Origin of the sequence: Sorangium sp. So ce295 (assembly GCF_051527405.1) — a bacterium.
Lineage (GTDB): Bacteria > Myxococcota_A > Polyangia > Polyangiales > Polyangiaceae > Sorangium > Sorangium cellulosum_B.
In genome coordinates this window covers 4,129,639-4,155,039 of the sequence record NZ_CP150324.1, presented here as the reverse complement: position 1 = coordinate 4,155,039, position 25,401 = coordinate 4,129,639, and the positions used below count along the sequence as shown (strand labels likewise).

Here is a 25,401-nt window from a genome sequence, read left to right as displayed (position 1 = left end):
ATTGCCGCGCTACCTGCCACGTGATCGGGATCACGCCGCTTCCCTTGCGGCCGAGGGCGACTACCCTACGCGCCATGCCCCGCATCGCCAGTGTCGAGCGCAAGACGCGCGAGACCGACATCCGCATCGAGATCGATCTCGACGGCCAGGGCCGCTCGGAGATCAAGACGCCGCTCCCCTTCCTCACGCACATGCTCGATCAGATCGCCCGCCACGGCCTGTTCGATCTCACCATCCACGCCGAGGGCGACGTCGAGATCGACGGCCACCACACGACCGAGGACTGCGGCATCACCCTGGGTACGGCCGTGCAGAAGGCGCTCGGCGACAAGGCGGGCATCGCCCGCTACGGCGAGGCGACCCTCCCCATGGATGAGGCGCTCGCGCAGTGCGCGCTGGACCTCTCCGGCAGGCCGTACTTCGTCTGGCGCGTGCCGCTGCCCAAGGCGAAGCTCGGCACCTGGGACGTCGAGCTCGCCCCGGTGTTCTTCGAGGGCTTCGCGCGCGGCGTCGGCGCGAACCTCCATGTCCGCCTCATCGAGGGGGACAACCTGCACCACATCGTCGAGATCTGCTTCAAGTCGTTCGCCAAGGCGCTGATGAAGGCGACCCGGATCGAGCCGCGCGTCGCCGGCATCCCGTCCACCAAGGGGAGCCTCTGAGCCATGCAAGCCATCGCGCTCGTCGATTTCGGGATGGGCAACCTGCGCTCCGTGGAGCGGGCGCTCCTCCAGGCCGCCGAGGACGCCGGCGCGCCGTGCGCGGTGACGCGCACGGGCGACCCGGAGATCATCGGCCGGGCCGACAAGGTGGTGGTGCCCGGCCAGGGCGCCTTCCGCGACTGCGCCGCGGCGCTGCAGAGCGGCATCGGCGAGGCGCTGCGCGCGCAGATCCGGAAGGGGACGCCCTACCTCGGCATCTGCCTCGGCATGCAGGCGCTCTTCGACGGGAGCGAGGAGGCGGAGGGCGCGCGCGGGCTCGGCGTGTTCCCCGGCACCGTCAAGCGCCTCACCCCACAGCCGAGCGCGGCCGAAGCGGACGCGGCTCCCGGCGAGCCCTGGGTCGGGATCAAGATCCCCCACATGGGCTGGAACCGCATCGCGTTCGCGCGCGAGGTAGAGGGCCCGCTCGCGGTGTTCGCGGGCGAGCGCCCCTTCGTCTACTTCGTCCACAGCTACCACGCCGTCCCGCTCGACCCCGCGCTGGTCGCGGCGACGACGGAGCACGGCCCGCACCGCGTCACCGCCGCGATCGAGCGGGACAACGTCACCGCGACGCAGTTCCACCCCGAGAAGAGCCAGGCCGCCGGCCTGCGCCTGCTCGCCCGCTTCCTGGACGGCTGACCCGCCCGCCCGCGCGTCAGTGCGGGCGCAGCAGGCGCTGGTGCACCTGCTTGACCTGCGCGAGCTTGAGGTGCGCGCCCAGGGGAAGCTCGGGCGCGCGCGCCACGCCGCGCCCGCGCCGCGGCCGCGCCGGGCGCGAGGGGGGGATCGGCGAGGAGATCGACGAGGAGCGCCGCGCCGCCCTCACCCGCTGCGGCCGCCGCGGGGCGAGCGGGAGATCGACGATGAACGCCGCGCCGCAGCCGAGCTCGCTCTCGACCCGGATCGCGCCGCCGTGCGCGCGCGCCGCGACGTGCGCGATGTACAGGCCGAGCCCCAGGCCGCCGAAGCGCTCCACCGGGACGGCCCGCTCGAAGCGCGCGAAGATCCGCTCGTGGTCCTCCCGCGCGATCCCCATGCCGTGGTCGCGCACGATGAGCCGCGCCCGCGCGCGCGTCCCGCGCACCTCGATCGAGATCGGCTTGCCCTCGCCGAAGGTGAGCGCGTTCTTGATCAGGTGGAACGCCATGCGCTCGAGCTGCGACCGGTCCCACCAGCCGATCACCGGGCCCTCGGCCGCGACCGAGATGGCGCCGCACGCGGCCGGCCGGTGCGCGACCGCCGTCGCGACCACCTCGCGGATGAGCCCGACGAGGTCGACGGGCTCACGGGTCGGGGCGCCGTGGGCCAGGCCGCCGTGCCTCGCCTGGAACATGTCGTCGCAGAGCCGGGCGAGACGGCCGAGCTGGCGGTCGAAGACGATCAGCATCGCCGCCGCCCACGCGGGGGTCTTCTCCGGCTCCTGCTGGCTCATCCGCTTCGTCAGCTGGAGCTGCAGGAGGAGCGAGGTCACGGGCGTCCTGATCTCGTGCGCGGCGAGCACGAGGAAATCCTCCCGGATCCGGGCGGTGTCGCCCCGGATCGGGACAGCGGGGATACGAGGGTCGAAGTCGTCCAAAAACGCGGTCATGGCAGAGCCTGCTGGGCGGAGTTGTGGTGTGCCCCCGCGCCCGCGAAGGCATGGAGTGTGCCGCCCAGGAGGGCCCGCAGATTGGCACTTCTGGCAGCAGGAGAGCGCCCCATCTGCCGAGCGGACGCGCGTCAAGGCGTCGCATCGCGCCGTCCACTGCGCAAAAAACCAGCGATGGTGAGCCGAGCCGCCTGGACCGTTTTGCAGCGCGCGGCGCCTCGGGTCACACCGGAGCGCCGCCAGGCTGCTGCAGTACACGGGTCAGGGCGCACCCCTGCTTGCGGGCCAGGGTCCGCGGAGCAGCTTTGTCCGCATGCAACACCAGAGTGGAGAGCAACACCGGAGTGTGGAGCCGGGGGCCCGGGTCCAGGTCCGCGGATCCATGAGCGAGCTGCACGCGCTCCTCAGGGAGTTCGACACCGCCATGCTCGTCACGATGACCCCGGAGGGGCTGATGCGGGGGCGGCCGATGGAGATCCAGGAGCCGGCCGAGCTGATGGACTGCGATCTCTGGTTCGTGACGGAGGACGAGGCGGCGAAGACAGGCGAGATCGCCCGCGAGCACCAGGTGGCGGTCTGCTGCTACAGGCCGCGGGATCGGGCGTACGTCTCGATCTCGGCGCGCGCGACGATCGAGAGGAACGAGGAGAAGATCCGGAGCCTCTGGAAGCCCTCGTGGAAGGCGTGGCTGCCGGCCGGCCCCACCCACCCTCACGCCGCCCTCCTGAAGCTCTATGTCGAGCGCGCCGAGTACTGGGAGCCCGAGGGCGGGCGGCTGCGGGTCCTCTACGAGAAGGCCAAGGCGCTCGTCCAGCGGAGGTCGGCGGAAGACAAGCTGAACCCGCCGAAGCACATCTGAGCCGCGCCTGCGGCGGCGATCGAGCGGGCGTACCCCGAAGCGAGAGGGTCCCTGGGCTGGATGAACCTCGGATGGATCAGCCAGGTGCCGGCGTAGCGTCGGCCGCGCGCTGCGCGCGCTCCCCGTCAGGGGTGCCGCCGCCCTCGAGCGCCGCGCAGATCTCGGCAAAGCTGTCAAAGGATGTGCACGGTGTCCCGTCGCGGGAGCAGAGCGCGTCGAGGGCGCTGTCCCGCACCGCGAACACGCGATCGCAGCACCGCGCCGCGGGGTAATCGAGCCGGCCGTCGCCGATGTAGACCGTGGAGGTCTCGCCGGTGGCCGCCTTCACTTGGTCGAGCACGCGGATCTTGAAGTCCTCGCCGGGACCGAGCGGCACCGTCTCCGGCACGGTCACGCGCCAGCGCCCGTCGAAGACGGCATCGAAGCAAGAGAACGCGGTGCCGGGCGGCAGGAACTCGCGGATGTAGAACGGCAAGCCGTGGCTGATCACGTGGAACACCCACGACCGGCGGGCGCACAGGGCCAGGAGATCCTCGAAGCCCGACCGCAGCCCGGCGTGCGGGCGCAGCTCGGCCAGGAGCTCGGCGGCCGGGCGATCCACGTCGGCGTAGCCGCGGCGGAGGAGCTCGAACGGCGTGAGCTCGCCGGAGGCGGCAGGCGCGAGCAGCACCTGCCGCCAGTCATAGCGAAGGTGGGCGTCCCAGACCCGGTTCGTCAGGTCGTCGCGGGTGATGGTCCCGTCGAAGTCGCAAAGAATGAGCACGACCGCTGATTTGCACGCCGCCACGCCGGACGCCACCGCCGTGCTGCGCTGACGGGCCCTCGCCACGGGATCGCCTCCCACGGCGAGGGCGCGGCGCGCGCCCCCGAGCCGGGCCTCCGCGCAGGATCAGCCGCCGGTCGCGGCCAGGCCGCGACCGTCAGAGCGCGACAGGGAACGGATTGCGCTCGCTGAACCCGGCCTGGTGAAAGTAGGGATAGGGCAGCTTCGTCTTGCTCGCGGCGTCCAGCTTCGCGATGTGCTCTGGCGCGAGGTTCCAGCCGACGGCGCCGAGGTTCTGTCGAAGCTGCTCCTCGTTGCGAGCGCCGATGATCACGTTCGCGACGCTCGGCCGCTGCAGCAGCCAGTTGAGCGCGATCTGCGGGACGGTCTTGCCCGTCTCCTTCGCCACCGCGTCGAGCGCGTCGACCACACCATAGAGGTACTCGTCGTCGATCTGCGGCCCCCCCTCGGTAGACAGCTTGTTCCGGAGCCGGCTGACCTCGGGCAACGGCTGCCCGCGCCGGATCTTCCCCGTGAGCCGCCCCCAGCCCAGCGGGCTCCAGACCACCGCGCCGACCTTCTGATCGAGCGCCAGCGGCATCAGCTCCCACTCGTAGTCGCGCGCCACGAGCGAATAATACGCCTGGTGCGCCACGTACCGAGAGAGACCATATTTCTCCGACACCGCGAGCGACTTCATCAGGTGCCAGCCGGAGAAATTCGAGCAACCCAGGTAGCGGATCTTCCCCGCTCGCACGAGATCGTCCAGCGTGCCGAGCGTCTCCTCGAGGGGCGTGACCGCGTCGAAGCCGTGCAGCTGAAAGAGATCGATATAATCCGTCTGTAGCCGGCGCAGGCTCCCCTCGATCGACCGGATCAGATGATACCGCGACGAGCCGACGTCGTTGGGGCCCTTGCCGCTCCGGAAGGTCGCCTTCGTGGAGATGATGACCTTGTCGCGCCTGCCCTTGATCGCATGGCCGAGGATCTCCTCGGCGAGCCCGTCGGAGTAGATGTCGGCCGAATCGAACATGTTCATCCCGGCCTCGAGCGAGACGTCGACCAGCCGAGTCGCCTCGGCCACGTCGCTCGATCCCCACCCCCGGAAGAACTCGTTGGAGCCACCGAACGTCCCCGTCCCGAGGCTCAGCACCGGTACCTTGAACCCTGACCCGCCGAGCTGTCTGAACTCCATGAATCGCCTCCGCGCCAAATGGGGACAACCTCAGCGCGGGGGAGAGGAGCGCCGGACATCAGGCTCTCGCCCCCTTGCCGCGGTCGTGGACGGTTAGGAACTCCAAAGCGATCCGGAAGTCAAGCGCCACCGCGATCATAGGCCGAGATCGAACCGGAACGCCCGCAGCGCCTCCGCGCTCGCAGAGCACCGGAGGCGCTCGTCACGCGGCATCTGCCCGAGCGTGCGCGTGTGCCCGGCCGGGATGAACATCGGCTCCCAGTGGATGCCCTCGTCTCCCCGCCGCTCGACGGCGATCTCGCCGGGGACGCGGCCCGTGTAGACACGCAGCGTCCGGCCGTCGCAATAACACACCTTCTGGACCACGTGCGCGGCGCGCGACTGCCCCGGTGGGATGAGGGAGCAAATCCGGTCCTGCAGCCGCTCCCAGAACGGCATCACGAGCGGGCCCGGGAAGCCGTTCAGGTGCTCGATGAAGAGGCCGCCGTGCTCGACGAAGAGCGGCACGAGGGAGAGCCGGTAGGCGGCGAGGGCCTCCTCGCGAACGACGGTGTCGAGATCCGAGGAGAGGATCTGGGGCACGTCGAGCCGGAGGACGCGGAGCGGCGTCGGGGCGTCCTTCCATACATACGTCATGTCCGCGATCTTGCGGTGGTTCGACGAGACGAAATAGACCATGACCACCGCCCTCACCCGTCCCCTCACCCGTCCCCTCACGCGTCCAGAGCGTCGAGCAGGTCCACGACGCTCTTCGTCTTGTCGTTCGGGTCGAGCTCGATCACGTCGATGTGCCAGTCCTCGAGCAGCGCCGGCTGGACGAGCCCGGCGCCGAACGTCGCCCAGTAGCCGCGGCGGTTCGAGGCGCGCCTCGCGAGCTGCGGGCTGCCCTCGATGCGCATCTGCTCCATGCGGTACCAGATGTACCGGATGTCGACGTCGCCGAAACTGTAGCCGAGGAAGAGGAAGCTGTTGCTGAGCAGATCGGCCCGCAGGCGCTGATCGGGCGCCGCCTCGAGCCGGAGGCGGCTGAAGTACTGCGATTCGGTGAGCACCACCGTCTCGGGCCACTCGAGGTCTCCATGAAACTTGATGACGTGGCACGCCCCCTGCGCCGGGCACCGCGCGAAGTCGTCGAACCTGGCGAGCGCCACGGCCTCTTTGCCGGCGTCCCGCAGCGCCTCCTCGATGTGGTGCTCGAAGTTGGTCGTGTAGATGGTCGAGAAGTCGCGGCGCGCCAGGGCCTTGTGCTGGCACGAGCTCCTGCGCCGCTCGTCCACCTCGCCCGCGTGGAAGCGCGCGCGCATCTCGGCGATGAAGCTGTCGAGGCCGCCCGCGCACTCGCGGGCGAAGAAGCCGGCGAGCTGCGGGGGCAGGCCGTGCAGCTCGAAGAGCGCTGGCTCGAACCCCAGCGCGGCGCCCATCCACCCCATCAGCTCCTTCCACATCGGCAGCCGGAGCGGGGCAGAGAAGCCCGCGCCCAGAAAGGGAATGAGGCGACCTTCCCGGTACGCCTGCCGGAGCGGGATCGCCGCTTGCTCGAGCGTGAGTACAGCCATCTTCAGCGAGCGATGGTATCTGCCCGACGACCTCGCGCAACCAGCGCCCGCCGGGCCGGAACGCCTCGCCCCGAGCGGATGTCGGCGCGGATGTCGGCCGGCGCGCAAGGACAGAAGCCGCGATGCATCAGGACACACGCGGCAGAGCCCGGCGCTGCGGAGGAGGGCGCCGGTCGCACCTCGCTCCCCACGGCGCCAGAGCGGCGTCGAGCGGGCCCTCTTCGCGGACCTCCAGCCGGGCGGGTCGAGGTCGCCGCGGGGAGACGGGCGGTGGGGACACGCGGATCTGGGGGGAAACGTGTGGGAATGGGTGCTGGATTCGTTCGCGGCGGACGACCCGCTCGAATGCGATGACTGCGCCGTCCTCACCCCCGACACGAACCACATGATCTGGGGCGGGGGCTGGCGCAGCGGGAAGGAGACATTGCTCACCTCAGCCTTCCAGGAGCGCCCGCCGACGGGCCACTTCGCCGGCGCAGGGCTGCGGTGCGCACGGGCGCGGTGATGCGCGCGGTCGGACGTCGCGGCGTCGCGGCCGCGGCTCCGCGCTGCGCGCCCTTCGCGGGTCCCTGGATCCTTGACGCGACAGCCGCCGCGCGCGACCCTCCCGCCGTGTCGGGCACGCTCGCGGACGGAACGGTCTTCGCGCACCGCTATCGCGTGGCGCGCCTCCTCGCCGTGGGCGCGATGGGGTCCGTCTACGAGGTCGTGCACATCGAGACGAACCGCCGCCGGGCGCTGAAGGTGATGCACGCGTACCTCTTCCAGAGCGAGGAGATGCGCAGCCGCTTCAAGCGCGAGGCGCAGATCACGGCGGACATCGAGAGCGAGTACATCGTCGACGTCTTCGACGCGGGCATCGACGAGGCGACGGGCATGCCGTTCCTCGTGATGGAGCTGCTCCGCGGCGAGGAGCTCGGCCAGCGCCTCAAGCGCCTCGGCAGGCTGCCTCCCGGCGAGGTCGCGACGTACCTCCAGCAGACCGCGTCGGCCCTCGACCGGACCCACGCGGCGTCCATCATCCACCGGGATCTCAAGCCGGAAAACCTGTTCGTCACCCAGCGCGACGACGGGACGCCCCGCATGAAGATCCTCGACTTCGGCGTGGCGAAGCTGCTCGCCGAGGGCGGGACGGGGGCCGGCATCACGCGGAGCCTCGGGACGCCCATCTACATGGCGCCCGAGCAGTTCCGCACCGACACGAAGCTCACCAGCGCCGTGGACATCTACGCGCTCGGGATGATCGCGTACACGCTGCTCGTGGGGACGCCGTACTGGAGCCCGGAGGCGCTCAGCGCGAACGACGTGATCGCGTTCGCGCTCGTGGCCGTCAACGGGCCGCAGGAGCCGCCGGTCCACCGGGCGATGTCGCAGCGGGTGGTGCTGCCGCAGAGCTTCGATGGCTGGTTCGCTCGGGCCACCGCCGTCGATCCGGCGGCGCGGTTCCGCCTCGCGAGCGAGGCGGCGCAGGCGCTCTCCGAGCTGCTCGGCCTCGCGCCGGCCAGCAGCGGGCGTTCGCCCCGCCCGACCACGCCGCCCTGGGCCCTGGCGAGCCCCTCGGCGCACGCGCTCACCACGCCCGCGATCACCGCGCTCACCACGCCCGCGATCACCGCGCTCACCACGCCCGCGATCACGGCGCCCGCGATGATGCCGCCGGTGGCGACGAGCGTCGGCCCGATGGGGCCGGAGCACCCGTCTCGCTCCCCGGTCGCACCCCTCGCGGCGACCATGGAGACGTCGGTGACGTCCGTCCCGTCAGGGAACACCACGCCGATCGCGCCAAACCGAGCCCCGCTCGTCGCCGCCGCGGTCGTCGTCGGGCTCGGGGTGCTTGGCGCAGGGACCTGGCTCCTGATCCGCGCCGGGGCCCAGGCCGATCCGGCGGTGGCCGCGCCGCCTTCGGCCCCCGCGCCGGACGCCGCCTCGGCGAGCGCCGCCGCGACCGCTGCGCCGAGCGCGACGCCGCCGGCAGAGCCGCCCGCGCCGGCGCCCAGCGCCTCCGCGCCGGCGCTCGCCGCGGAGCCCACCCCGCCCGCGACCAGCGCCAGCGCCAGCGCGGGGCCGGCCGCGCGCGGGGCGGCGGGCGCTCCCCCGAAGGTGGCGCCGAGGCCCGCTTCGACCGGGCGAACAGGCGCCGCCTCTCGCCCCAAAGTCCCTTTGCTCGGACGAGATTGAGGCCGATGTCCGCCGCGCTGCCGGTCCGATCCTCGCCGACACCCATCGACACCTTCGCCTGTGGATGCCCCAGAACATGACACGTCGCCTGCGCCGGATGGCTCCTCTCGCTCTCGTCCTCTGGCCGCTCGCCGCCGCGACGCCCGCCGCGGCGCAGGACAGCGCGGCCGCGGAAGCCCTCTTCAACCGGGGGCTCGCCGAGATGGAGGCGGGCCAGTACGAGGCGGGCTGCAACGCGATCGCCGAGAGCCATCGGCTCGAGCCCAAGCCGGGGGCGCTCTTCACGCTGGCCATCTGCGAGTCGAGGTGGGGCCGCGTCGCGAGCGCGTTCGCGCACTTCGGGGAGTACCTTGCGCTCCACGAGCAGCTGACGCCGGAGCAGAAGCGCCGGCAAGGCGAGCGGCCCAAGGTCGCCCGGGAGGAGCGCGAGAAGCTGGGCCCGCTCGTGCCGGAGCTCGCGCTCTCCCTGCCGCCCGGAGCCCCCGCGGGGACGGTGGTGAAGCGCGACGGTCGCGCGGTGGACAGCGCCGCGCTGGGCGCGAGCGTGCCGGTGGATCCCGGAGAGCACGTCGTGTCGACGCAGGCGCCGGGAGGGCCTGTCCAGGAGACGCGGATCCACCTCGCGCACGGCGAGAAGAAGCGCGTCGAGCTGCAGGTGAGCGGCGCCCCGCCGCCGTCCGCCGAGGGCCTTTCAGGCCGGCGGGCGGCCGTGTACGTGGCCGGCGGCGTCGGCGTCGCGGGGCTCGTGCTCGGCGGGGTGACGGGCGCGCTCACGCTCGGCAAGAAGAGCGTCGTCCGCGAGCACTGCGGCAGCAGGATCGGCCTGAGCGACCCGACGGCCTGCGACCAGACGGGCCTGGACGCGGCCGAGAGCGCGAGCACCACCGGGCTCGTGAGCACGATCGGCTTCGGCGTGGGGCTGGCCGGGCTCGGGGCGGCGGCGGTCCTCTACCTGACCGAGCCGGAGCAGAGCGACATGACCGCCGGCGCGACGTCAAGGCGGATCCGCGCAGGGGTGCTCGCGGCAGGCCCTGAAGGGGTCGTGCTCGGGGCGAGCGGGTCGTGGTGACGCGGCGGGGCCGTTCACCTTCGCGACCTTCGCCGCCCTCGCCGCCTCTACCCACCGGCGCAGAGGCGCGCTAGACCCGCCGCGTGCAGCTCATCCCCGCCATCGATCTCCTCGGAGGCCAGGCCGTGCGCCTCCATCAAGGGCGCTACGATCAGGTCACCGTCTACGACCAGGACCCGGCGGCGCTCGCCGCTCGCCTCCGCCGTGCCTGCGCTCGGCTGCACGTGGTCGACCTGGAAGGGGCCCGCGCCGGCCTGCCCGTCCAGGCCGACGCCGTCCGCGCCGTCATCGCGGCCTTCGGCGCGGAGGGCGGCAGCGTGCAGGTGGGCGGCGGCATCCGCTCCGCCGCTGCGGCCGAGAGCTACCTCGCGCTGGGCGCCGAGCGCATCGTGCTCGGGACCGCCGCGGTGAACGATCCCGCGCTCGTACGCGACCTCGCCGGCCGCTTCCCGGGGCGCGTCGTGGTCGCCGTGGACGCCAAGGACGGGCGCGTGGCCGTGCAGGGCTGGGAGCAGGTCTCCTCCGTCACCGCCCTCGACGTCGCCCGCGCGCTCGCCGGCGCCCCCGTCGCGGCGCTCCTCTACACCGACGTCTCCCGCGACGGCACGCAGGTCGGCCCCAACCTGGAAGCCACCCGCGAGCTCGCCGCCTCGTGCGGCTTCCCCGTCCTGGCCTCCGGCGGAGTCGGATCGCTCGCTCACCTGCGCGCGCTCGCGCAGATCCCCGGCGTCAGCGGCGTCATCGTGGGCCGCGCGCTCTACGAGGGGGCCTTCACGCTCGCCGAGGCGATCGAGGCGGCGAGCGCCTGACGGCGTGTGTGCGTTTTCGTGTACGATCCCCCCGACAATGCACGAGCGCGACGACCCACGGCCCTCCTCACGCGAAGTCGCGGCGGAGGAGTTCCTGTTTCACCTGCACCGGGGCAGCGAGCTCCTGCAGGACAACCGGGTCCACGCCGCGAAGGCGGAGCTCGAGCGCGCGCTGTCGCTCCAGCCGAGCGATCCCAAGGGGCAAGACCTGCTCGGGATCGTCTACTTCCGGCTGGGGCTCTACCCGCGGGCGATCGCGATCTATGAGCGGCTGATCCAGGCCCACCCGGAGGCGGTCGAGCCGCGCATCAACCTCGCGCTCTCGTACCTCAAGACCGGGCAGCCGGCGCAGGCGCGGTCCGAGCTCGAGAGGGCGCTCGAGCAGAACCCGAAGCACCAGCGCGCGTGGGGCTACCTGGGGCTCGCGTTCCAGCGCATGGGCGACTACGAGCGCGCGAGCCACGCGTTCGCGGCGGGCGGCCACGACGCGATGGCGCGCCGCCTGCTCGACATGACGGGCGGCGCCACGGGCCGCTACTCGATGGAGCCGCCCGACACCGAGGATCAGCCGCCGGTCGAGGCCAAGGTCGAGGTGCAGCGCGCCGCAGGCGAGGCGGTGCAGGCGCTCGATCGCGCCGGCGCGGGCTTCCGGCACGACTCGGATCTGCCGCGCATCCCGTCAGGGACATGGTCGGCCATCGAGCCTGGCCGCGAGATGATGCCGACGATCCCGGCGCCGCCGTCGTTCAAGAGCCTCGGGGCGGACAGCCGCGCGGGAGGCGCGACGAACCCGCCCGGCGCGAGCAGGGCTCCCGGCCCGAGGGTCGGCGCGGCGCCGACGGTCCCGTCGATGCCGGCGGTGCAGGCGCCGCCAGGAGGGAGCGTGGCGCCGACCGTGCGCCGCAGCACGGTGGCGCCCGAGGAGCCCTCCGCGACGGGCCGCTTCGCGATCGCCGTCCCCGCGGCGGCGGACGCGGCGGCGGCGAGCAAGAAGGCGGCGGGGCGGCCGTCGTCGTCCTCGCTGCCGCCTCCAACGGCGGCGCCGGCCGCGACGCCGCCGGCCGCGACGCCGTCCGCGGCGCCGTCCGCGGCGCCGCCGCTGGAGACGCTCTCGGCGCTCGCGCGCGAGCGGCTGCTCGTCTTCCCGCGCGAGGCCGCGGTCACGCGGCACCCGAGCGGCATCGTGCTCGTGCAGTCGGCGAAGGGCTTCGTCGCCCGGCTCGACGCGCTGCGCACCATGAGCGTGCACTCCGGGACCGCCACGCACGTGCTGAAGCGGCAGGCGCGCGGGCGCATCTTCGACGAGCCGCTCGGCGGGCCGAGCACGCCCTTCATCGAGATCGGCGGGCGCTGCGAGCTCGTGCTCGGCGCGCCGGAGGGGCGGCGGCTCCACCCGGTGACGCTCGGGGAAGAGTCCATCTACCTGCGCGAGGACGTCCTCGTCGGCTTCGATCTGCCGATCGGCTACGAGAACGGCCGCCTGCCGGCCGGCGAGGGCGAGGCGGTCGCGATGGTGCAGCTCCGCGGCCGCGGCCACATGGTCCTGTCGGTGCCCGAGCGCGCCGCCGCGCTGGAGATCACCCCGTCGCGGCCGACGTCGACGCGCGCGACCGCGGTGCTCGGGTGGATGGGCCGGCTCCTGCCGCGGACGCTGCCCGCCTCCGAGGCGCCTGGAGGGATGCAGGGCTTCGTGACGTTCGGCGGAGAGGGGATGGTCCTCATCGATGGTCGCTAGCGCGGGCACGTCCCTGCGGGGCATCAAGGCGCAGCGGCGGCGCACGCTCTGGGAAGACGCGCGGAACCTCCCTAACCTGCTCACGTTCGCCCGGATCCTCATGATCCCGGCCGTCCTCTTGCTCCTGTCGAGGGGCGCGCCGCGGGACTGCTTCTGGGCCGCGGGCGTCTACTCGCTCGCGGCGATCACCGACATGCTCGACGGCTACCTGGCGCGACGGCAGGGCCTCGTGAGCGTGCTCGGCAAGTTCCTCGATCCGCTCGCCGACAAGCTCATCGTCGCCGCCACGCTCGTGTGGCTCGTGCCGATGGGCCGGATCCCGGCGTGGGCGGTGGTGCTGCTCATCTCGCGCGAGATCACGATCACGGCGCTCCGATCCATCGCCTCGACCGAGGGGCTCGTCATCGCGGCGGGCGACGGCGGGAAGATCAAGACAGCGCTGCAGATGATCGGGATCGTCTGCTTGATCCTCGGCTACCCGTACCACATCCACCTCGGCGTCGACTTCGGAGAGGTCGACGTGGTGCACGTCGGACGGCTGCTCATCTATCTATCGCTCGTCTTCTCGATCACGAGCGCCGCGCAGTACATGGGCCTGTTCATCGACGCCATCGACGCCAAGAACCGGCCTCCCCCTCCGCAGTAGATGGGCAATAGGCAAGCCCGCCTGGTTCTGCTAGACCAGCGCGCGTGAAAGCCCCGAAGACATCGCGCAACGCGTTGCGCCCCGCGCTCCTCCTGGCCGCGCTCGCCGCGGCGATCGTCGCCTCCGCCGCGAGCTGCAGCCGGCAGCAAGAGGGCGAGCCCTGCGAAATCCTGAACGGCAACGATGACTGCGCCGATGGCCTCGAGTGCATGGGCATCGGTCAGCAGCAGCAACAACATCGTTGCTGCAGACCGGATGAGATCACGCAGGTCTGCGATCCCAACCAGAACCCGACGACGAGCGGCGCGAGCAGCACGAGCGGCGCGAGCAGCACGAGCGGCACGGGCGGCGGCGGCGGTGGCACCGGCGGCAACGGGACGGCCGGGGGCGGCGGTACGGGCGAGGGCGGAAGCGGGGGCGGTACGGGTGGCGCCGATGGTACGGGTGGCGCCGGTGGTGGTACGGGCGGAGGCGGGGGCGGCGCGGGTGGCGGCACCGGCGGCGCGGGCGGTACCGGCGGCGCGGGCGGCCGCTAGCGCAGCGAAGGCAGCCCCCGCATCCCACCCACAGAAGCGACAGGCGCGAGCGCTCCAAGCCTCGCGCTTGTGTCGGGGCAGGCGGCGCGCGTCGATGCGCCGCCCGCCGCGTGACGCCAGCGGCCTCAGGCCCTCACTTCAGCCCAGCTCGCGGCGCGCCCGCGCACGCCGCCTGAGCACGGCAGCTCCGGCGAGCGCGACCCCCGCGAGCGCCGTCCACGGCGCGACAGGCGCGCTCGGCTCGGCGGCGCGGCAAGCGCACCCCACGACCGTCTCCGGTTCGGGATCCTCGATCGGATCGGTCGGATCCGGCGTCGCGCCGCCCGTGGCGCCGGCGGGCTCCGGCTCGACGGGCTCCGTCGGATCGACCGGCGGCTCCAGCCCGAGATCTTCGCTCTCCACCGTCACGGACGAGGACGGACAGTTCTTGTGGCCGATCACCAGGTAGTACGTCTGCGTGGGATCGAACGGCGGATCGGAGGTCTCGTCGATGACGAGCTCGCCGTCCGTCTCCGTGATCCCCTCGACGCTGTAATCGTAGTTCGTGGCCTCCGGCAGGATCTCGCCCAGCGTGAAGCCGACGTGCCGGCGGGCCCTCACGTAGATGCTCCACTCGACGTCGCTCCCACGGTCGGGATCGAGCTCCACGGTGAAGCGGACGCCCTTCGCGGCCGGATCCGGCTTGCTCTTGAAGTGGAAGAGGCTCTGCAGGCTGAGCTGCGAGCGGTAATCCGCGCACGACGCCCCCGAGCCGAAGACCAGCGAGTCGATCCCGAACATGTTCGTCGTCTGCGACTTGCCCCCGGTCAGATCGAGCACCTCCTCGCAGTCGTCGAGGCCCCGGCTCTCGAGCAGCGCGTCGACGGCGCCGGCGTCCGCCTCCGTGAGCTCACCGGCGGTCACCAGCTTGCCGGTCGCCCGCTTCAGCGCCTTGGCGAAATCGCCGAACGAGGCGTTGGGGGTCAGCAGCGTCACCGTGCCCCAGACGAGCTTGTCGCCCACCTTGGCCCCGAATTTCTCGCGCAAGGACCACGCGAGGCTGCCGATCAGCTCGCCGTCCTCGTGCACCTCGCCCACCAGATCGCCGGGGCACGTCTTGGTGTCCTTCGCGAGGTCGCGCGCCATGCCGAAGGGCGCCAGCGTCGCCTCGCCGAGCGTGGAGTCGCCGTTCACGGTGCAGGCGAAATAGTCCGCGATGCCCTCATCGATGCTGCCGGCCCAGGGGGAGAGCCCGTATTCGTTGATCGCGAACTGCCCCCCATTGTAGCCGACCGCGTTGGCGGAGACGTAATGAGTGAACTCGTGGAGGAACACGTCGGAGTCGTCCGAGAAATCGAAGAACGAGCCCTGGCCGATGGCGATGAGGTTCGGCGCGCGGAAGGGCTCGCCCACGCCCTCTCCCGAGAAGAACGCGTTGTCCATGGGCCGGCCCGCCTCCAGCATGTTGGCGACCGCGACGAGCTTCCAGCCAGGCGCCCCCATGTCGATCTGGTGGGTCGACACGAAGTAATCGCGCATCCGGGTGAGGTGGTAATAGATGCCGACCTGCGCGAACTGGTCGTGCGCATCCTCGGCGCTCGTCGGCGGATCGTAGAGGAAGTCCTCCCCCGCGTTCGGCCCGACGCTCTGCTCCACGGTGAGCGGGACGCGGCCCGTGAGGTCGCCATCCACGTAATTCACCACCTTGAAGTTGCCGTTCCAGCCGCTCAAGGTCTGGGGATCCGCCGCGTCGAGGCTGGTGAGCTCGAGATCCTGGACCTCGGGCGTGACCGCCGAGCTGATGGGGTAAACGCGCCCTCGCGCGTGCACGGCCAGCGAGCGCCTGTGGACGAGCTTGCCTGTGTGCGCGTCGACGAGGTAGCGCTCCCCGCCGCGATCCGAGCGGACATCGACGACCCAGACGAGCTTGCCGCCGGTCTCCGCCTCGGGAAACACCGCGAGCGCCGCGTTCGGCCGCTCCGCGAGCGTCATCCCGTAGGTCGCCTCGACCGCGCGCCGCGCGGCCTCTTCCCCGTGAGTCGGCGTCGTCGCGACCGACAGGTCCCGCGCCACGTCGAGCACCACGACCTCCGCGCGGTTCTCCCGGGTGAGATCGATCGCCACCGCGGCGCCGAGCACGGGGAGTCCGGCGTGGACCTGCCCAAACCGGACAGTGCGGTGATCGCCATCGACGAGCTCGCTCTGGTAACGCAGCGAGACGCCCTGGAGGCGGAGGTCTGAAGCGGCGTGCGTCAGCGCCGCCTCCGCCGCGCCTCGCGCGCCATCCGCGCCGCGGAAGGACAGCGCCGTTGCTGGCGAGCCCTTCGGCAGCGTGTGCCACTCCGACGCGGCGGCGGGCCCCGCAGAGGCCAAGGCTGCGAGTGCGGTCAACGGAAGCAAGAGCGGCAGTCGTCTCATGGGTTCATCTCTCCGGCTGGATTTCTGCTGGCTTTCTGCAAGCAGCGCTCGCGTGAGGCGCGGCAGGGCCGGACCGACGAGCGCGACCAACGTAACGAGTTGCGTTGGCTCATCAAGGAGAAGCGACGCGACGTCCTCGTGGAAAATCAAGGAGTTGTGGCCGCGATTGCCTCGTTACGTGACCTCCCTGGTCAACCTGCGTGGTATGTCTCCGGCACCTTCAACGCAGGCTCCCGTGGCTCTCTCTGAAACAAACACCTCCATTGGATTCCCGGCGACGTTCGCCCCGAGCGACATCGTCTCCGCCTGTTCCCCGTGCCCCCCCGGTCCCTCCGGTGCGCCGCTGCCCAGCAGGGTTCGCGTCGGCGGCCGCGTGCTCGAGGTCGCGGAGGGCGCGGTCGTCCTCGGCGACGCGTTCGGCGCGCTGCGCGTCGCGCTCGAGGGCGCGCCCGCGCCGCCGCTCGAGGTCGGCGATCTCGCGATCGTCGAGGGCGCGCCGGCGCCGGCGCCGACCGACTGCGCGCTCGCGTCCGCGCGGCTCGTCGAGCGGATCGCGCCCCGGAGGCCGCCGCGGGCGCGCGCGGGCGCCGCCGCGCCGCCGTCGAGCGAGACGGAGCGCGCGATCCATCGCGGGCGCGGCGCGGCGCTCGCCCAGCGCGCGGCGGCGCTCGCCGCGGTGCGCGCGCTGTTCGCCGAGCGCGGCTTCCTCGAGGTGGAGACGCCGAGCATGGTCCCCTCCCCCGGGCTCGATCTGCACCTCGACGCGTTCGCGGTGCAGGCGGCGCGCCCGACGTTCCTGATCACGAGCCCGGAGTACCAGATGAAGCGGCTGCTCTCGGGAGGCGTCCCGCGCTGCTTCCAGCTCGCGCGCTGCTTCCGGCGCGGGGAGCTCGGGGACAGGCACAACCCGGAGTTCACGATGCTCGAATGGTACCGCGCCTTCGCCGGCGTGGACGAGGTGATGGCCGACACCGAGGCGATCGTGCAGCGCGTCGCGGGCGCGCTCGGCGCGGAGGGCACGATCTCGACGTCCGGCAAGCAGGTACGTTTGGAGCGGCCGTTCCCGCGGATCTCGATCGGCGAGGCGTTCGCGCGCTGGGCGGGCGTGCCCGCGGACGACGCGATCGCGCTCGCGTCGAGCGACGAGGAGCGCTTCTTCCGCCTGCTCGTGGACGCGGTGGAGCCGGCGATCGCCGCGCTGCCCCACCCGGTGTTCCTTGTCGACTTCCCCGCGCCGTTCGCGTCGCTCGCGCGGCTCAAGCCGAGCGATCCGCGGGTCTGCGAGCGGTTCGAGCTGTATGTCGCGGGCGTCGAGCTCTGCAACGGCTTCGGCGAGCTGACCGACCCGGTCGAGCAGCGCGCGCGGCTGCTCGCCGATCAGGCGGCGCGGGCCGCCCAGGGCAAGCCGGTCTATCCGATCGACGAGCGCTTCGTCGACGCGCTGGAGGAGGGGATGCCGCCCGCGGCGGGCAACGCGCTCGGGGTCGATCGTCTCGTCGCGCTGTGCCTCGGCGCCGCGTCGATCGGCGACGTCCTCGCGTTCCCTCACGGCTGGCTGTGACCGGCGCGGCGGTCCCCGACGGCGACACGCGCCTCTCACCGGAGGTCCTGTCGCAGCTCGCCCGCAAGTACCTCACGCTCGCGGAGCTCCGGCGCGCGCGGGCGGCCGGGGAGCCGATCCCGGGCAAGGAGGTGTTCCGCGCGCTCGCGGGGGAGTTCCCCGGCGCGCTGAACGAGCTTGACAACCTGCCCTTCGACGAGATCGAGCGGCGCCGCGACGCGCTCTCACGGGCCCTCGCCGGGGGCCCGGAGGAGCGCTGGATGGCGTGGATGCACGGCTATCACGCGCTGATGCGGGCGGCGCTCTACGTGAAGATCCGCGTGGCACGGCGGGAGGAGCTGTCCGACGTCGCCGCGGCGGCGCTCGCGGAGCGGGCGGCGAGGCACGCCGGCACCCCCGTCGACGTCGCATTCGTGATCGCGGTCAGGGCGCCGCCGGACGGCCGGCTGAACCGCCTCGTCCTCGGCCGGCTCGCGACGACGTTCGGCGCGTCGATGGCGGAGATCCGGGGGACGATCTTCCCGCGGCGGAGGGCGGAGGGCGGCTGACGCGTGGCGTGCGCTCGGTCGGGCGCGCCGCAATGGGGCCTCGTTCACGGAGCGCCAGCGATGAGCAGACCGCCCCTCAAGGCTCGGCTGCCGGAGCGAGCCACGTCGACAGCTCGCCCGCGGAGAGGTCGAGCACCACGTCGCCCACCCTCTCTGGCCCTTCCGCGCGCAGCCGCTCGGAGAGCCCGCTTCGCTCCACTGCCGTGAGAGATCGCCCCAGCCGCCGCTCGATCTGGTGCGCGAGCGGCGCGAGGCCCTTCTCTACCCCCTTCTCTAGCCCTTCCTTGAGCCCGGCCGCCTTGCCGTCCCTGTAAATCGAGTTCTGCATCACGACCTCCCGCGGCAGCAACGACTTTATCACGTCGGCGAGACCCCGCTCACGCGTGTCCGCTTCGGCCAGGGCCACCATCGCTGCTCCGAGCTCGGCAAACTGCCGCTCGCCGGAGCAGGCTCGGAGTGCCTCGATCACCTGGTTCAGCTTGCTGCCATCCGCATCCGCTGCCAGGGGCGTAAAGATCAGCCAAAACGGGCTGCCACGCGCAGCGAGCTCGGCCACGGTCCGCTGATAGACAGCCTCGATACGGAACTGCACACCGGAGAACGGCTCGTCCCGCGGCGATGTCCGATACGAACCGTGGCTCGGCCACGGCTCTTCCCGCCCAGAAAGGACCACCACCACACTGTCGATCGGCGTTGGTGGCGGCGCTCCCTCGCTCGCGCGCGCCTCGTCCGCCACCGCCAGCGCCGTCAGGCAATGGTACTCGAACACACGGAACGGAATCTCCTCGCTCATTGCCAGCGTCCACTCTGCGTGGAGCAGCCGCCGCTCGCCGCCCACCTTCACGGCCAGCGCCCGATCGAGCCGCCGCTGGCGGCCGGTGACCTGCGTGTCGACCCAGCCCAGCGGCTCGATGGGCCCGGCCGCGCCGAGCAGAGCGCGCGCGACGTCGTGCGGGAATTGCCGCGACACGTGGCGGAGGATCAGATCGACGTCGTCCTGCTCGTCGTCCTGCCTCGTGTTCTCCTTTCGGCGCCTGCGGCCTCGCTTGCCCATGTCGACAGACCGTCCTCCCGACCTCGAACATCGACGCGAGCCCGCCGCAGTTGCGCGGACGCCGAGCGCCCCCGTGACGAGCTCCGGCCATGGGCTAAGCTCCGCGCCCGATGGAACGTCTCTTCTTCTTGCTCTCGGGCGCTTACGGGTTCCTCGCGGTGGCCCTCGGCGCCTTCGGCGCCCACGGGCTCAAGGCGACGTTCGACGCGGCGCCGGACGGCGCGCTGCGCCTCTCCTGGTGGCAAACGGGCGCCCAGTACCACCTCGCCCACGCGCTCGCGCTGGCGCTCGCCGCCCACCTCGCCGCGCGCACCGGCGGGACGGCGGCGACCGTCGCCGGCTTCTGCTTCGCGGGCGGCGTGCTCCTCTTCTCCGGCAGCCTCTACGTGATGACCCTGACCGGCGTCCGCGTCCTCGGTATGGTCACGCCGCTCGGCGGGCTGCTCCTGCTCGCGGGCTGGGGCGCGGTGGCCGTGGCCGCGCTCGGGATGGCGAAGGGCTGAGGCCCCCGGCAGAGGGGGCCGCCGCGCCTACGTCGTCCTGCGCGCGAAGAGCCGGCCGAACCGCGCCGACGCGCGCTCGCGGAGGGAGGCCACGCGGGACCGGACCCGCCCCCAGCGCTCGCTGCGCGCGAGATCGTCGAGCAGCGAGTACGAGACCGGCGTGACGATCAGGGTGAGCAGCAGGCTCAGGGACTGGCCTCCGATGACCACCACGGCGATCGTCTGGCGCTCCTCGGCCCCGGGCCCCGTGCCCAGCCAGAGCGGGAGCATGCCCGCGACAAGGGCCAGCGTGGTCATCAGGATGGGCCGCAGCCGATCGCGGTTCGCCTGGAGGATCGCCTCCTCGCGCGGCACGCCCTCGCTCCGGAGCTTGTTCATGTGGTCGACCTGGAGGATCGAGTTCTTCTTCACCACGCCGAACAGCACGAGGAAGCCGAGCGCAGAGTACAGGTTCAGCGTGTTCCCGGTCGCCCACAGGCTGAGCAGCGCGAACGGCACCGACAGCGGCAGCGAGAGCAGGATCGTCACCGGGTGCACCAGGCTCTCGAACTGCGACGCCAGGATCATGTACATGAGCACGATCGACAGGAGGAACGCCCAGATGAACTCGCCGAACGTGCGCTCGAGCTCCGCGCCGCGGCCGCGCACGCTTGTCGTGTACGCGGCGGGCATGTCCATCTCCCGGGCGGCTCCGCGCAGCGCCTCCAGCCGGTCGGCGAGCGCGTAGCCGGGGGCGACGCCGGCGCGCAGGCTCGAGACCCGCTGGCGATCGAGCCGGTCGATGCGCGACGGGCTCCTCGCCTCCTCGATGCGCACCAGGTTGTCGAGGCGCACAAGGTCGCCCCGGAGCAGCGGCGTCGCGGCCGAGGGCGCCGCCGCGCCGCCAGTGCCGCCCGGCTGCGGTGCGGCCGGCGCGCGCGCCGTCCGGGGCACGTACAGGCGGCGGACGGCCGCCACCCGATCGCGATCCTCCTCGATGAGGCGCAGCTGCACGTCGTAGTTCTCGTTCTCGGCCTCGTCCCGGAAGCGCGAGACCGCCTGATCTCCGCCCACCATCAGGCGCAGCGCGGTCGCGATGTCCTGCGTGCGGACCCCGAGCTGCGCCGCGCGATCGCGCTCGATGAGCACCCGGAGCTCGGGCCGGTCGATCTTCAGCGTCACGTCGGCGTCCACGATGCCGCCGAGCTGCGCGGAGCGCTCGCGGAGCTCGTTCGCGTACCGCTCGAGCTGCTCGATGTCGGGGCCCTGGATCGCGAAGTCGATCTCGAAGTTCCCGCCGCCGATGTTGAACGACGGCACGTTGCGCACCGAGATCCGGAGATCGGCGTACTTGCGCAGCTTGCGCCGCACCTCCTGCATCACGTCCTTCTGCGAGGTGTTGTCCTTGAAGGCGCGCCATGGATGGCCGGAGAGCGTCTCCCGGAGCAGCCGTGTCAGGGAGAACGTGCGCTCGTCGTGCGGGGCGATCCGCACGAAGGCCTCGCCCGCGCTGACGCCGCCCACGAAGCCGCCGCCCGCGGTGGCGAGCACGCTCCGCACCCCGCGCACCCCGCGGACGTCGTCGCTGATCTGGCGCATCACGTCGTCCATCGCGCCGATGCTCGCGCTGAGCGGGGCCGTGACGCGGATCTCGAACTGGGCGTCGTCCGCGCCCGAGGGGATGTACTCCTGCTTCACGAGCCCGTAGAGCGGCACGGCCGACGCCATCACCAGCGCGCCCGAGACGGCCACGAGCGCCCGGTGCCGCATCGCGAACGCGAGGGCGCGCGTGTACCTGGCCTCGAGCCTCCCGTAGAAGCCCTCCCGCGTCGCCGCCCCGCCCCCGCCGCCGTGCGCTCCCGCCGCCCCTGGCCCGTGCGCGCGGGCGCCCTCCTCGCGGAGCAGGCGCGCGCTCATCATCGGGGTCAGCGTGAAGCTGACGAGCAAGCTCACGAGGATCGCGACCGTGGCCGTGATCCCGAACTGGAACAGGAACCGCCCCGAGATCGACGACATGAACGAGACGGGGACGAAGATGACGACGAGCGACAGCGTCGTCGCGAGCACGGCGAGCCCGATCTCCTGCGTCGCGGCCCTGGCCGCCTCGAAGGAGTCCATCTTCTTCTCCTCGACGAAGCGGAAGATGTTCTCGAGGACGACGATGGCGTCGTCGATGACGATGCCCACCATCAGCACGAGCGCCAGCATCGTCACGCTGTTCAGCGTGAAGTCGAGCAGCCACATCATGCCGAACGTCGCGACGACCGACGTCGGGATGGCGACGCCCGCGATGATCGTGGACCGCCACGACCGCATGAAGAGCAGGACGACCGCGCACGCCAGGATGCTGCCGAGGACGAGGTGCACGTTGATCTCGTGCAGCGCCGTGTAGATGTAGCCCGACTGATCGCGGATCACCTCGAGCCGCACGTCCTCGGGCATCTGCTCGGAGAGCTTCGCCAGGTTGGCCTTCACGGCCTCGATCACCGCGACGGTGTTGGCGCCCGACTGCCGCACGACGTCGAGGACGACGGTGGGCTTGCCGTCGAGGCGGGCCAGCGAGCGCTGCTCGTAGGTGCCGTCCTCGGCGCGGCCGATGTCGCGCACCCGGACGGGCCGCCCGTCGACGGTGGCGACGACCAGATCGTTGAACGCGCCCGCGTCCTCGATGCGGCCCATCGTGCGCAGCGTCCGCTCCTCCTCCTTCCCCGTGACGTTCCCCGCGGGGATGTTCGCGTTCTGCTGCACGATCGCGTCGCGGACGGCGGTGATCGGCAGGCCGTACGCGGCGAGGCGATCGGCGTTCAGCCAGATCTTGATGGCGCGCTGCTGCCCCCCCACGACGCGCACCTCGCCGACGCCCGACGAGCGCTCGAGCTGCACCCGCACGAGCTTGTCGGCCACCTCGGTGAGCTCCCGGATCGAGCGATCGGCCGAGAGGGCGATCGACATGACCGGGGTCGAGTCGTTGTCCTGCTTCGCGATGACGGGCGGATCGGTGCCCACGGGGAGCCGGCGCAGCGCCGCCTGCACGCGATCGCGGACGTCCTGCGCCGCCGAGTCGATGTCCCGGTCGAGGTTGAAGGTGGCGACGACGACGGAGGTGCCGCTCGTCGAGATCGAGCGGAGCTCGGCGATCCCCTCGACGGTGTTGACCGCCGCCTCGATCTCCTCGGAGATCTCCGACTCGACGTCCTCGGGCGCGCCGCCGGGGAGCGTGGTGCGGACCGAGACCGTCGGCAGGTCGACGGCGGGGAAGCGATCCACGCCCAGCTTGAAGTAGGCCACGGCGCCGACCACCACGAGGGCGAGCGTCAGCATGGCGGCGAAGACGGGCCGCTGGATGCAGATCCTGGCGAGCGCTTGCACCCTAGCCCCCTTCCACCACGCGCACCGGCTGCCCTTGCTGGAGCGATCCGGGCTTTGCGACGACGGACTCCCCCACCGCGACGCCGGACACGATCTCGATCCGATCCCCCGACGTCTTTCCGGTGGTGACCTGCTTCTCCTTCGCCTTGCCGTCCTCGACCGTGATGACCTTCGCGATGCCGGCGAACCGGACGACGGCGGTCGCCGGCACGGTCGGCACCGGCCTCGAGCTCACGACGATCTGCGCGCTGACGAGGCTCCCCGGCCGCAGGTGGCCGGGGTTCTTGATGTCGCTCTCCACGAGCAGGGTGCGGCTCTGCGGGTCGAGCGCGGGCGCGAGGCGCGCGACCGTCCCCGGATAGGCGGCGCTGTCTCCCTGGAGGGTCACGCGCACGGGCTGGCCCGCGCGCACGCTGGCCGCCTCGAGCTCGGGGATGGCCACGCGCAGCCGCAGCGGGTCGATCCGGACGACGTCCACGATCGGCGCCCCCGCGGCGAGGTACTGACCGACGTTCGCTCTCCGCACCTGGACGACGCCATCGAGCGGCGACCGCACGAGGGTGTCGGCGAGCTGCTGCCGCGCCATGCGCAGCTCGGAGCGCCGCTGGCGGACGGCGGCCTCGCGGATGCGCACCTCCTCCCGCGCCGACTGCACGGCGGTCTCCGCGCGGACCGCCGCCGCCTCGGCCGCGTCGAGGTCCATGCCCGACATCAGCCCTTCCCTGGCGAGCCCCCGCGCCCGGACCTGGTTGGCCTGCGCTTCCTTGAACGTCGCGAGGGCCTGCCTCACGACCGCCGTGCCCTCGATATCGAGCTCGCTGTCAGGCCCGTCCGGGGGCAAGCCGAGCTGGGCGCGGCTCTGCGCCAGCGCGGCCGTGGCCTGCTCGATGCGCAGCTCGTAGTCCCGCGCCTCCAGCTGAGCGATGACCTGATCCCGCTGGACCGGGCTCGCCAGGTCGACCGAGATCGAGGCGAGGCGCCCGGCCACCTTGGCCCCCAGCGTCACCTGCTCGTCGGCGTCGAGGGTCCCCGAGATGTCGATGGCCTGTTCCATGACGAGCTCCGTCACGGGGGCGAGCGTCACCTCCTTGACGCTGGCGGCAGGCTTCTCCGCCTTCGCGCCGCCGGGCTGGGACGCTCCCTGATTGCATGCGAGGCACTGCAGAGCGGCCGCGAACGCGACCGCCGATGTCCAGAGCACCCTTGGCGGGCCGGAGGCGCGGTGACGGGAGTTTTCGGGCTGGCGAAGCTCGGGAAGGACAGTCCACATGGCGGCGGCCTCAGATGACCAGGAACGCCCCCCCGAGCGCGTGTTCGCCGCAGGATATTGACGGCATCAGGGTTGGAGCGCAACGTGCGCTCGAGCACGCCGCAGCGGTGTCCGCTTCGCGAAAGTGGCTGGGATCGGGCTCTCGACGTGTCGGATCGCTGCCGTCAGGTCGATTCAGGCTCAGGCTCAGGCGCCGCCGGTGTCGGGCTCGATCCGGTCGTTTCGGGCTCATCCTGCTTCACTGCGCGCCGACGCGCGCGGGCGCGCGCGCTCGATGTGCGGAAGCTCGCGAGCACCTTGCGCTCGTCGCGGTAGACATAGCGGCCTGCGGCGCGGATCTCGTCCATGGCCTCGCGCAGCCACCAGAAGGCGCGATTCCGGAGTGCCATCGCGGCGTCGCCCCCGGGATCGACGGCGCGCTCCGCCGCGCCGCTGCCGAGCGCCGCGGCGAGCTCACGGGCGCGCTCCGGGGCGCGCTTCGGAAGATCGGCCCTGGCCAGCGCGTCGCGGTGCTGCTCGAGGAGCTCGGCGAGCTGGCTCAGATCGCTCACCAGGTCGGCGACGCCGGTGCCAAGGAGGATCCCGTCGATGCGCCGCTCCACCTCCTCGTCCGCCGCGAGGAAGTAGCGGAGCGCCGCGAGGGCGTCGCGCTTGAGGGCTTCCGCGTCCTTGCGCTGCGCGCGCAGGTCCGAGGAGAGCGGGAGCGTGCGGACCTCGGTCCAGGCGGACTCGGCGGCGGCGAGCAGGTCGCGCCGGGCAGAGATCGAGGTGCCGACCTCCTTCGAGAGCCTGCTCTTCTTGTAGATCTCCTTGCCGAGCTTGCTCAAGGCGACCTCGAGCTCCCGCGCCTCCTGCAACGTAGTGGAGACGGGGTGGTCGATCGGCGCCTCATAGGCAGGATCGAGATCGAGCAGCTCCTGCCGCTGGGCGGCCGTGAGCGTCGACTTCTTCTTCTTGCCGCCGCGCTGCGGCTCAGCGGAGGGCTTCTCGCCCTGCGTGTCCGCGTCCGAGGCGGCCTCGGTTCGTGACTTCTTCTTCTTTTCGCTGGCCATTGGCGTGAGCGTACGGCAGCTCACGCCATG

At 72.0% G+C, this 25,401-nt stretch carries 23 protein-coding genes; 13 read left to right on the top strand and 10 right to left on the bottom strand.

The window, feature by feature from the left end; translation table 11 throughout:
* Positions 1–74 precede the first annotated feature (74 nt).
* Positions 75–662 carry an imidazoleglycerol-phosphate dehydratase HisB gene (gene hisB / locus WMF11_RS15805; RefSeq protein ID WP_437552686.1) on the top strand — a complete coding sequence of 196 codons (588 nt, stop codon included), beginning with the start codon at positions 75–77 and terminating at the stop codon, positions 660–662.
* 3 nt (positions 663–665) lie between these two features.
* Positions 666–1,343, top strand: coding sequence for an imidazole glycerol phosphate synthase subunit HisH (gene hisH / locus WMF11_RS15800; protein WP_437909190.1), 678 nt, complete (start codon positions 666–668; stop codon positions 1,341–1,343).
* Between the two features lie 16 nt (positions 1,344–1,359).
* Here hisH and WMF11_RS15795 read toward each other — a convergent pair whose 3' ends face one another.
* Positions 1,360–2,292 carry a sensor histidine kinase gene (locus tag WMF11_RS15795; RefSeq protein ID WP_437552684.1) on the bottom strand — a complete coding sequence of 311 codons (933 nt, stop codon included), beginning with the start codon at positions 2,290–2,292 and terminating at the stop codon, positions 1,360–1,362.
* 382 nt (positions 2,293–2,674) lie between these two features.
* Between WMF11_RS15795 and WMF11_RS15790 the strand changes: the two genes are divergently transcribed.
* The gene (locus tag WMF11_RS15790) at positions 2,675–3,151 is read left to right on the top strand and encodes a pyridoxamine 5'-phosphate oxidase family protein (protein ID WP_437909189.1); all 477 of its coding nucleotides are present in this window, start codon (positions 2,675–2,677) and stop codon (positions 3,149–3,151) included.
* A 76-nt stretch (positions 3,152–3,227) separates the two neighbouring features.
* Here WMF11_RS15790 and WMF11_RS15785 read toward each other — a convergent pair whose 3' ends face one another.
* The 4 genes from WMF11_RS15785 to WMF11_RS15770 all read right to left on the bottom strand — a co-directional run bounded on the left by WMF11_RS15785 (position 3,228) and on the right by WMF11_RS15770 (position 6,665).
* Complete coding sequence (locus WMF11_RS15785) at positions 3,228–3,980, bottom strand: HAD-IB family phosphatase (protein ID WP_437978034.1); 753 nt, start codon at positions 3,978–3,980, stop codon at positions 3,228–3,230.
* 91 nt (positions 3,981–4,071) lie between these two features.
* On the bottom strand, positions 4,072–5,109 hold the full coding sequence (locus tag WMF11_RS15780; protein ID WP_437552681.1) for an aldo/keto reductase: 1,038 nt from the start codon (positions 5,107–5,109) through the stop codon (positions 4,072–4,074).
* Between the two features lie 135 nt (positions 5,110–5,244).
* On the bottom strand, positions 5,245–5,787 hold the full coding sequence (locus tag WMF11_RS15775; RefSeq protein WP_437909187.1) for a non-canonical purine NTP pyrophosphatase: 543 nt from the start codon (positions 5,785–5,787) through the stop codon (positions 5,245–5,247).
* Positions 5,788–5,822: 35 nt separating this feature from the next.
* Entirely contained in the window at positions 5,823–6,665 is an 843-nt protein-coding gene (locus WMF11_RS15770) for an SIR2 family NAD-dependent protein deacylase (RefSeq protein ID WP_437909186.1), read from the bottom strand.
* Here WMF11_RS15770 and WMF11_RS15765 point away from each other — a divergent pair.
* The 7 genes from WMF11_RS15765 to WMF11_RS15735 all read left to right on the top strand — a co-directional run bounded on the left by WMF11_RS15765 (position 6,598) and on the right by WMF11_RS15735 (position 13,638).
* Positions 6,598–7,170 (top strand): SUMF1/EgtB/PvdO family nonheme iron enzyme, encoded by a 573-nt coding sequence (locus WMF11_RS15765; protein ID WP_437909185.1) that lies wholly within the window; start codon positions 6,598–6,600, stop codon positions 7,168–7,170. The two genes, WMF11_RS15770 and WMF11_RS15765, sit on opposite strands and share 68 nt — an antisense overlap.
* Positions 7,171–7,277: 107 nt before the next feature.
* Entirely contained in the window at positions 7,278–8,843 is a 1,566-nt protein-coding gene (locus WMF11_RS15760) for a protein kinase domain-containing protein (protein WP_437978033.1), read from the top strand.
* 97 nt (positions 8,844–8,940) lie between these two features.
* A complete protein-coding gene (locus WMF11_RS15755) occupies positions 8,941–9,912 on the top strand; it encodes a hypothetical protein (protein ID WP_437978032.1) in 972 nt (323 codons plus the stop codon).
* Between the two features lie 83 nt (positions 9,913–9,995).
* The gene (gene hisA, locus WMF11_RS15750) at positions 9,996–10,721 is read left to right on the top strand and encodes a 1-(5-phosphoribosyl)-5-[(5-phosphoribosylamino)methylideneamino]imidazole-4-carboxamide isomerase (protein WP_437909182.1); all 726 of its coding nucleotides are present in this window, start codon (positions 9,996–9,998) and stop codon (positions 10,719–10,721) included.
* A gap of 37 nt (positions 10,722–10,758) precedes the next feature.
* Positions 10,759–12,456: a tetratricopeptide repeat protein gene (locus WMF11_RS15745; protein WP_437978031.1), complete on the top strand. Its 1,698-nt coding sequence runs from the start codon at positions 10,759–10,761 to the stop codon at positions 12,454–12,456.
* Positions 12,446–13,102, top strand: coding sequence for a CDP-diacylglycerol--glycerol-3-phosphate 3-phosphatidyltransferase (gene pgsA / locus WMF11_RS15740; protein ID WP_437909180.1), 657 nt, complete (start codon positions 12,446–12,448; stop codon positions 13,100–13,102). The genes WMF11_RS15745 and pgsA overlap by 11 nt, the downstream gene beginning before the upstream one ends.
* A 44-nt stretch (positions 13,103–13,146) precedes the next feature.
* A complete protein-coding gene (locus WMF11_RS15735) occupies positions 13,147–13,638 on the top strand; it encodes a hypothetical protein (RefSeq protein WP_437978030.1) in 492 nt (163 codons plus the stop codon).
* Between the two features lie 138 nt (positions 13,639–13,776).
* Here the strand turns inward: WMF11_RS15735 and WMF11_RS15730 are convergent, their stop codons facing one another.
* A complete protein-coding gene (locus tag WMF11_RS15730; RefSeq protein WP_437909178.1) occupies positions 13,777–15,990 on the bottom strand; it encodes an MYXO-CTERM sorting domain-containing protein in 2,214 nt (737 codons plus the stop codon).
* 418 nt (positions 15,991–16,408) lie between these two features.
* Between WMF11_RS15730 and epmA the strand changes: the two genes are divergently transcribed.
* Positions 16,409–17,596, top strand: a complete 1,188-nt coding sequence (epmA, locus tag WMF11_RS15725) for an EF-P lysine aminoacylase EpmA (RefSeq protein ID WP_437978029.1) — start codon at positions 16,409–16,411, stop codon at positions 17,594–17,596.
* Positions 17,593–18,144, top strand: coding sequence for a hypothetical protein (locus WMF11_RS15720; protein WP_437978028.1), 552 nt, complete (start codon positions 17,593–17,595; stop codon positions 18,142–18,144). The genes epmA and WMF11_RS15720 overlap by 4 nt, the downstream gene beginning before the upstream one ends.
* 76 nt (positions 18,145–18,220) lie before the next feature.
* Here WMF11_RS15720 and WMF11_RS15715 read toward each other — a convergent pair whose 3' ends face one another.
* Positions 18,221–19,114, bottom strand: a complete 894-nt coding sequence (locus tag WMF11_RS15715; protein WP_437978027.1) for a hypothetical protein — start codon at positions 19,112–19,114, stop codon at positions 18,221–18,223.
* A 194-nt stretch (positions 19,115–19,308) separates the two neighbouring features.
* Here WMF11_RS15715 and WMF11_RS15710 point away from each other — a divergent pair, with 194 nt between their 5' ends.
* Entirely contained in the window at positions 19,309–19,701 is a 393-nt protein-coding gene (locus WMF11_RS15710; RefSeq protein WP_437978026.1) for a DUF423 domain-containing protein, read from the top strand.
* Positions 19,702–19,728: 27 nt separating this feature from the next.
* Here WMF11_RS15710 and WMF11_RS15705 read toward each other — a convergent pair whose 3' ends face one another.
* The 3 genes from WMF11_RS15705 to WMF11_RS15695 all read right to left on the bottom strand — a co-directional run bounded on the left by WMF11_RS15705 (position 19,729) and on the right by WMF11_RS15695 (position 25,371).
* Positions 19,729–23,049: an efflux RND transporter permease subunit gene (locus WMF11_RS15705; RefSeq protein WP_437978025.1), complete on the bottom strand. Its 3,321-nt coding sequence runs from the start codon at positions 23,047–23,049 to the stop codon at positions 19,729–19,731.
* Between the two features lies 1 nt (position 23,050).
* Positions 23,051–24,319 carry an efflux RND transporter periplasmic adaptor subunit gene (locus WMF11_RS15700; RefSeq protein ID WP_437978024.1) on the bottom strand — a complete coding sequence of 423 codons (1,269 nt, stop codon included), beginning with the start codon at positions 24,317–24,319 and terminating at the stop codon, positions 23,051–23,053.
* A 164-nt stretch (positions 24,320–24,483) separates the two neighbouring features.
* Positions 24,484–25,371, bottom strand: coding sequence for a hypothetical protein (locus WMF11_RS15695; RefSeq protein ID WP_437978023.1), 888 nt, complete (start codon positions 25,369–25,371; stop codon positions 24,484–24,486).
* Between the last annotated feature and the right edge of the window lie 30 nt (positions 25,372–25,401).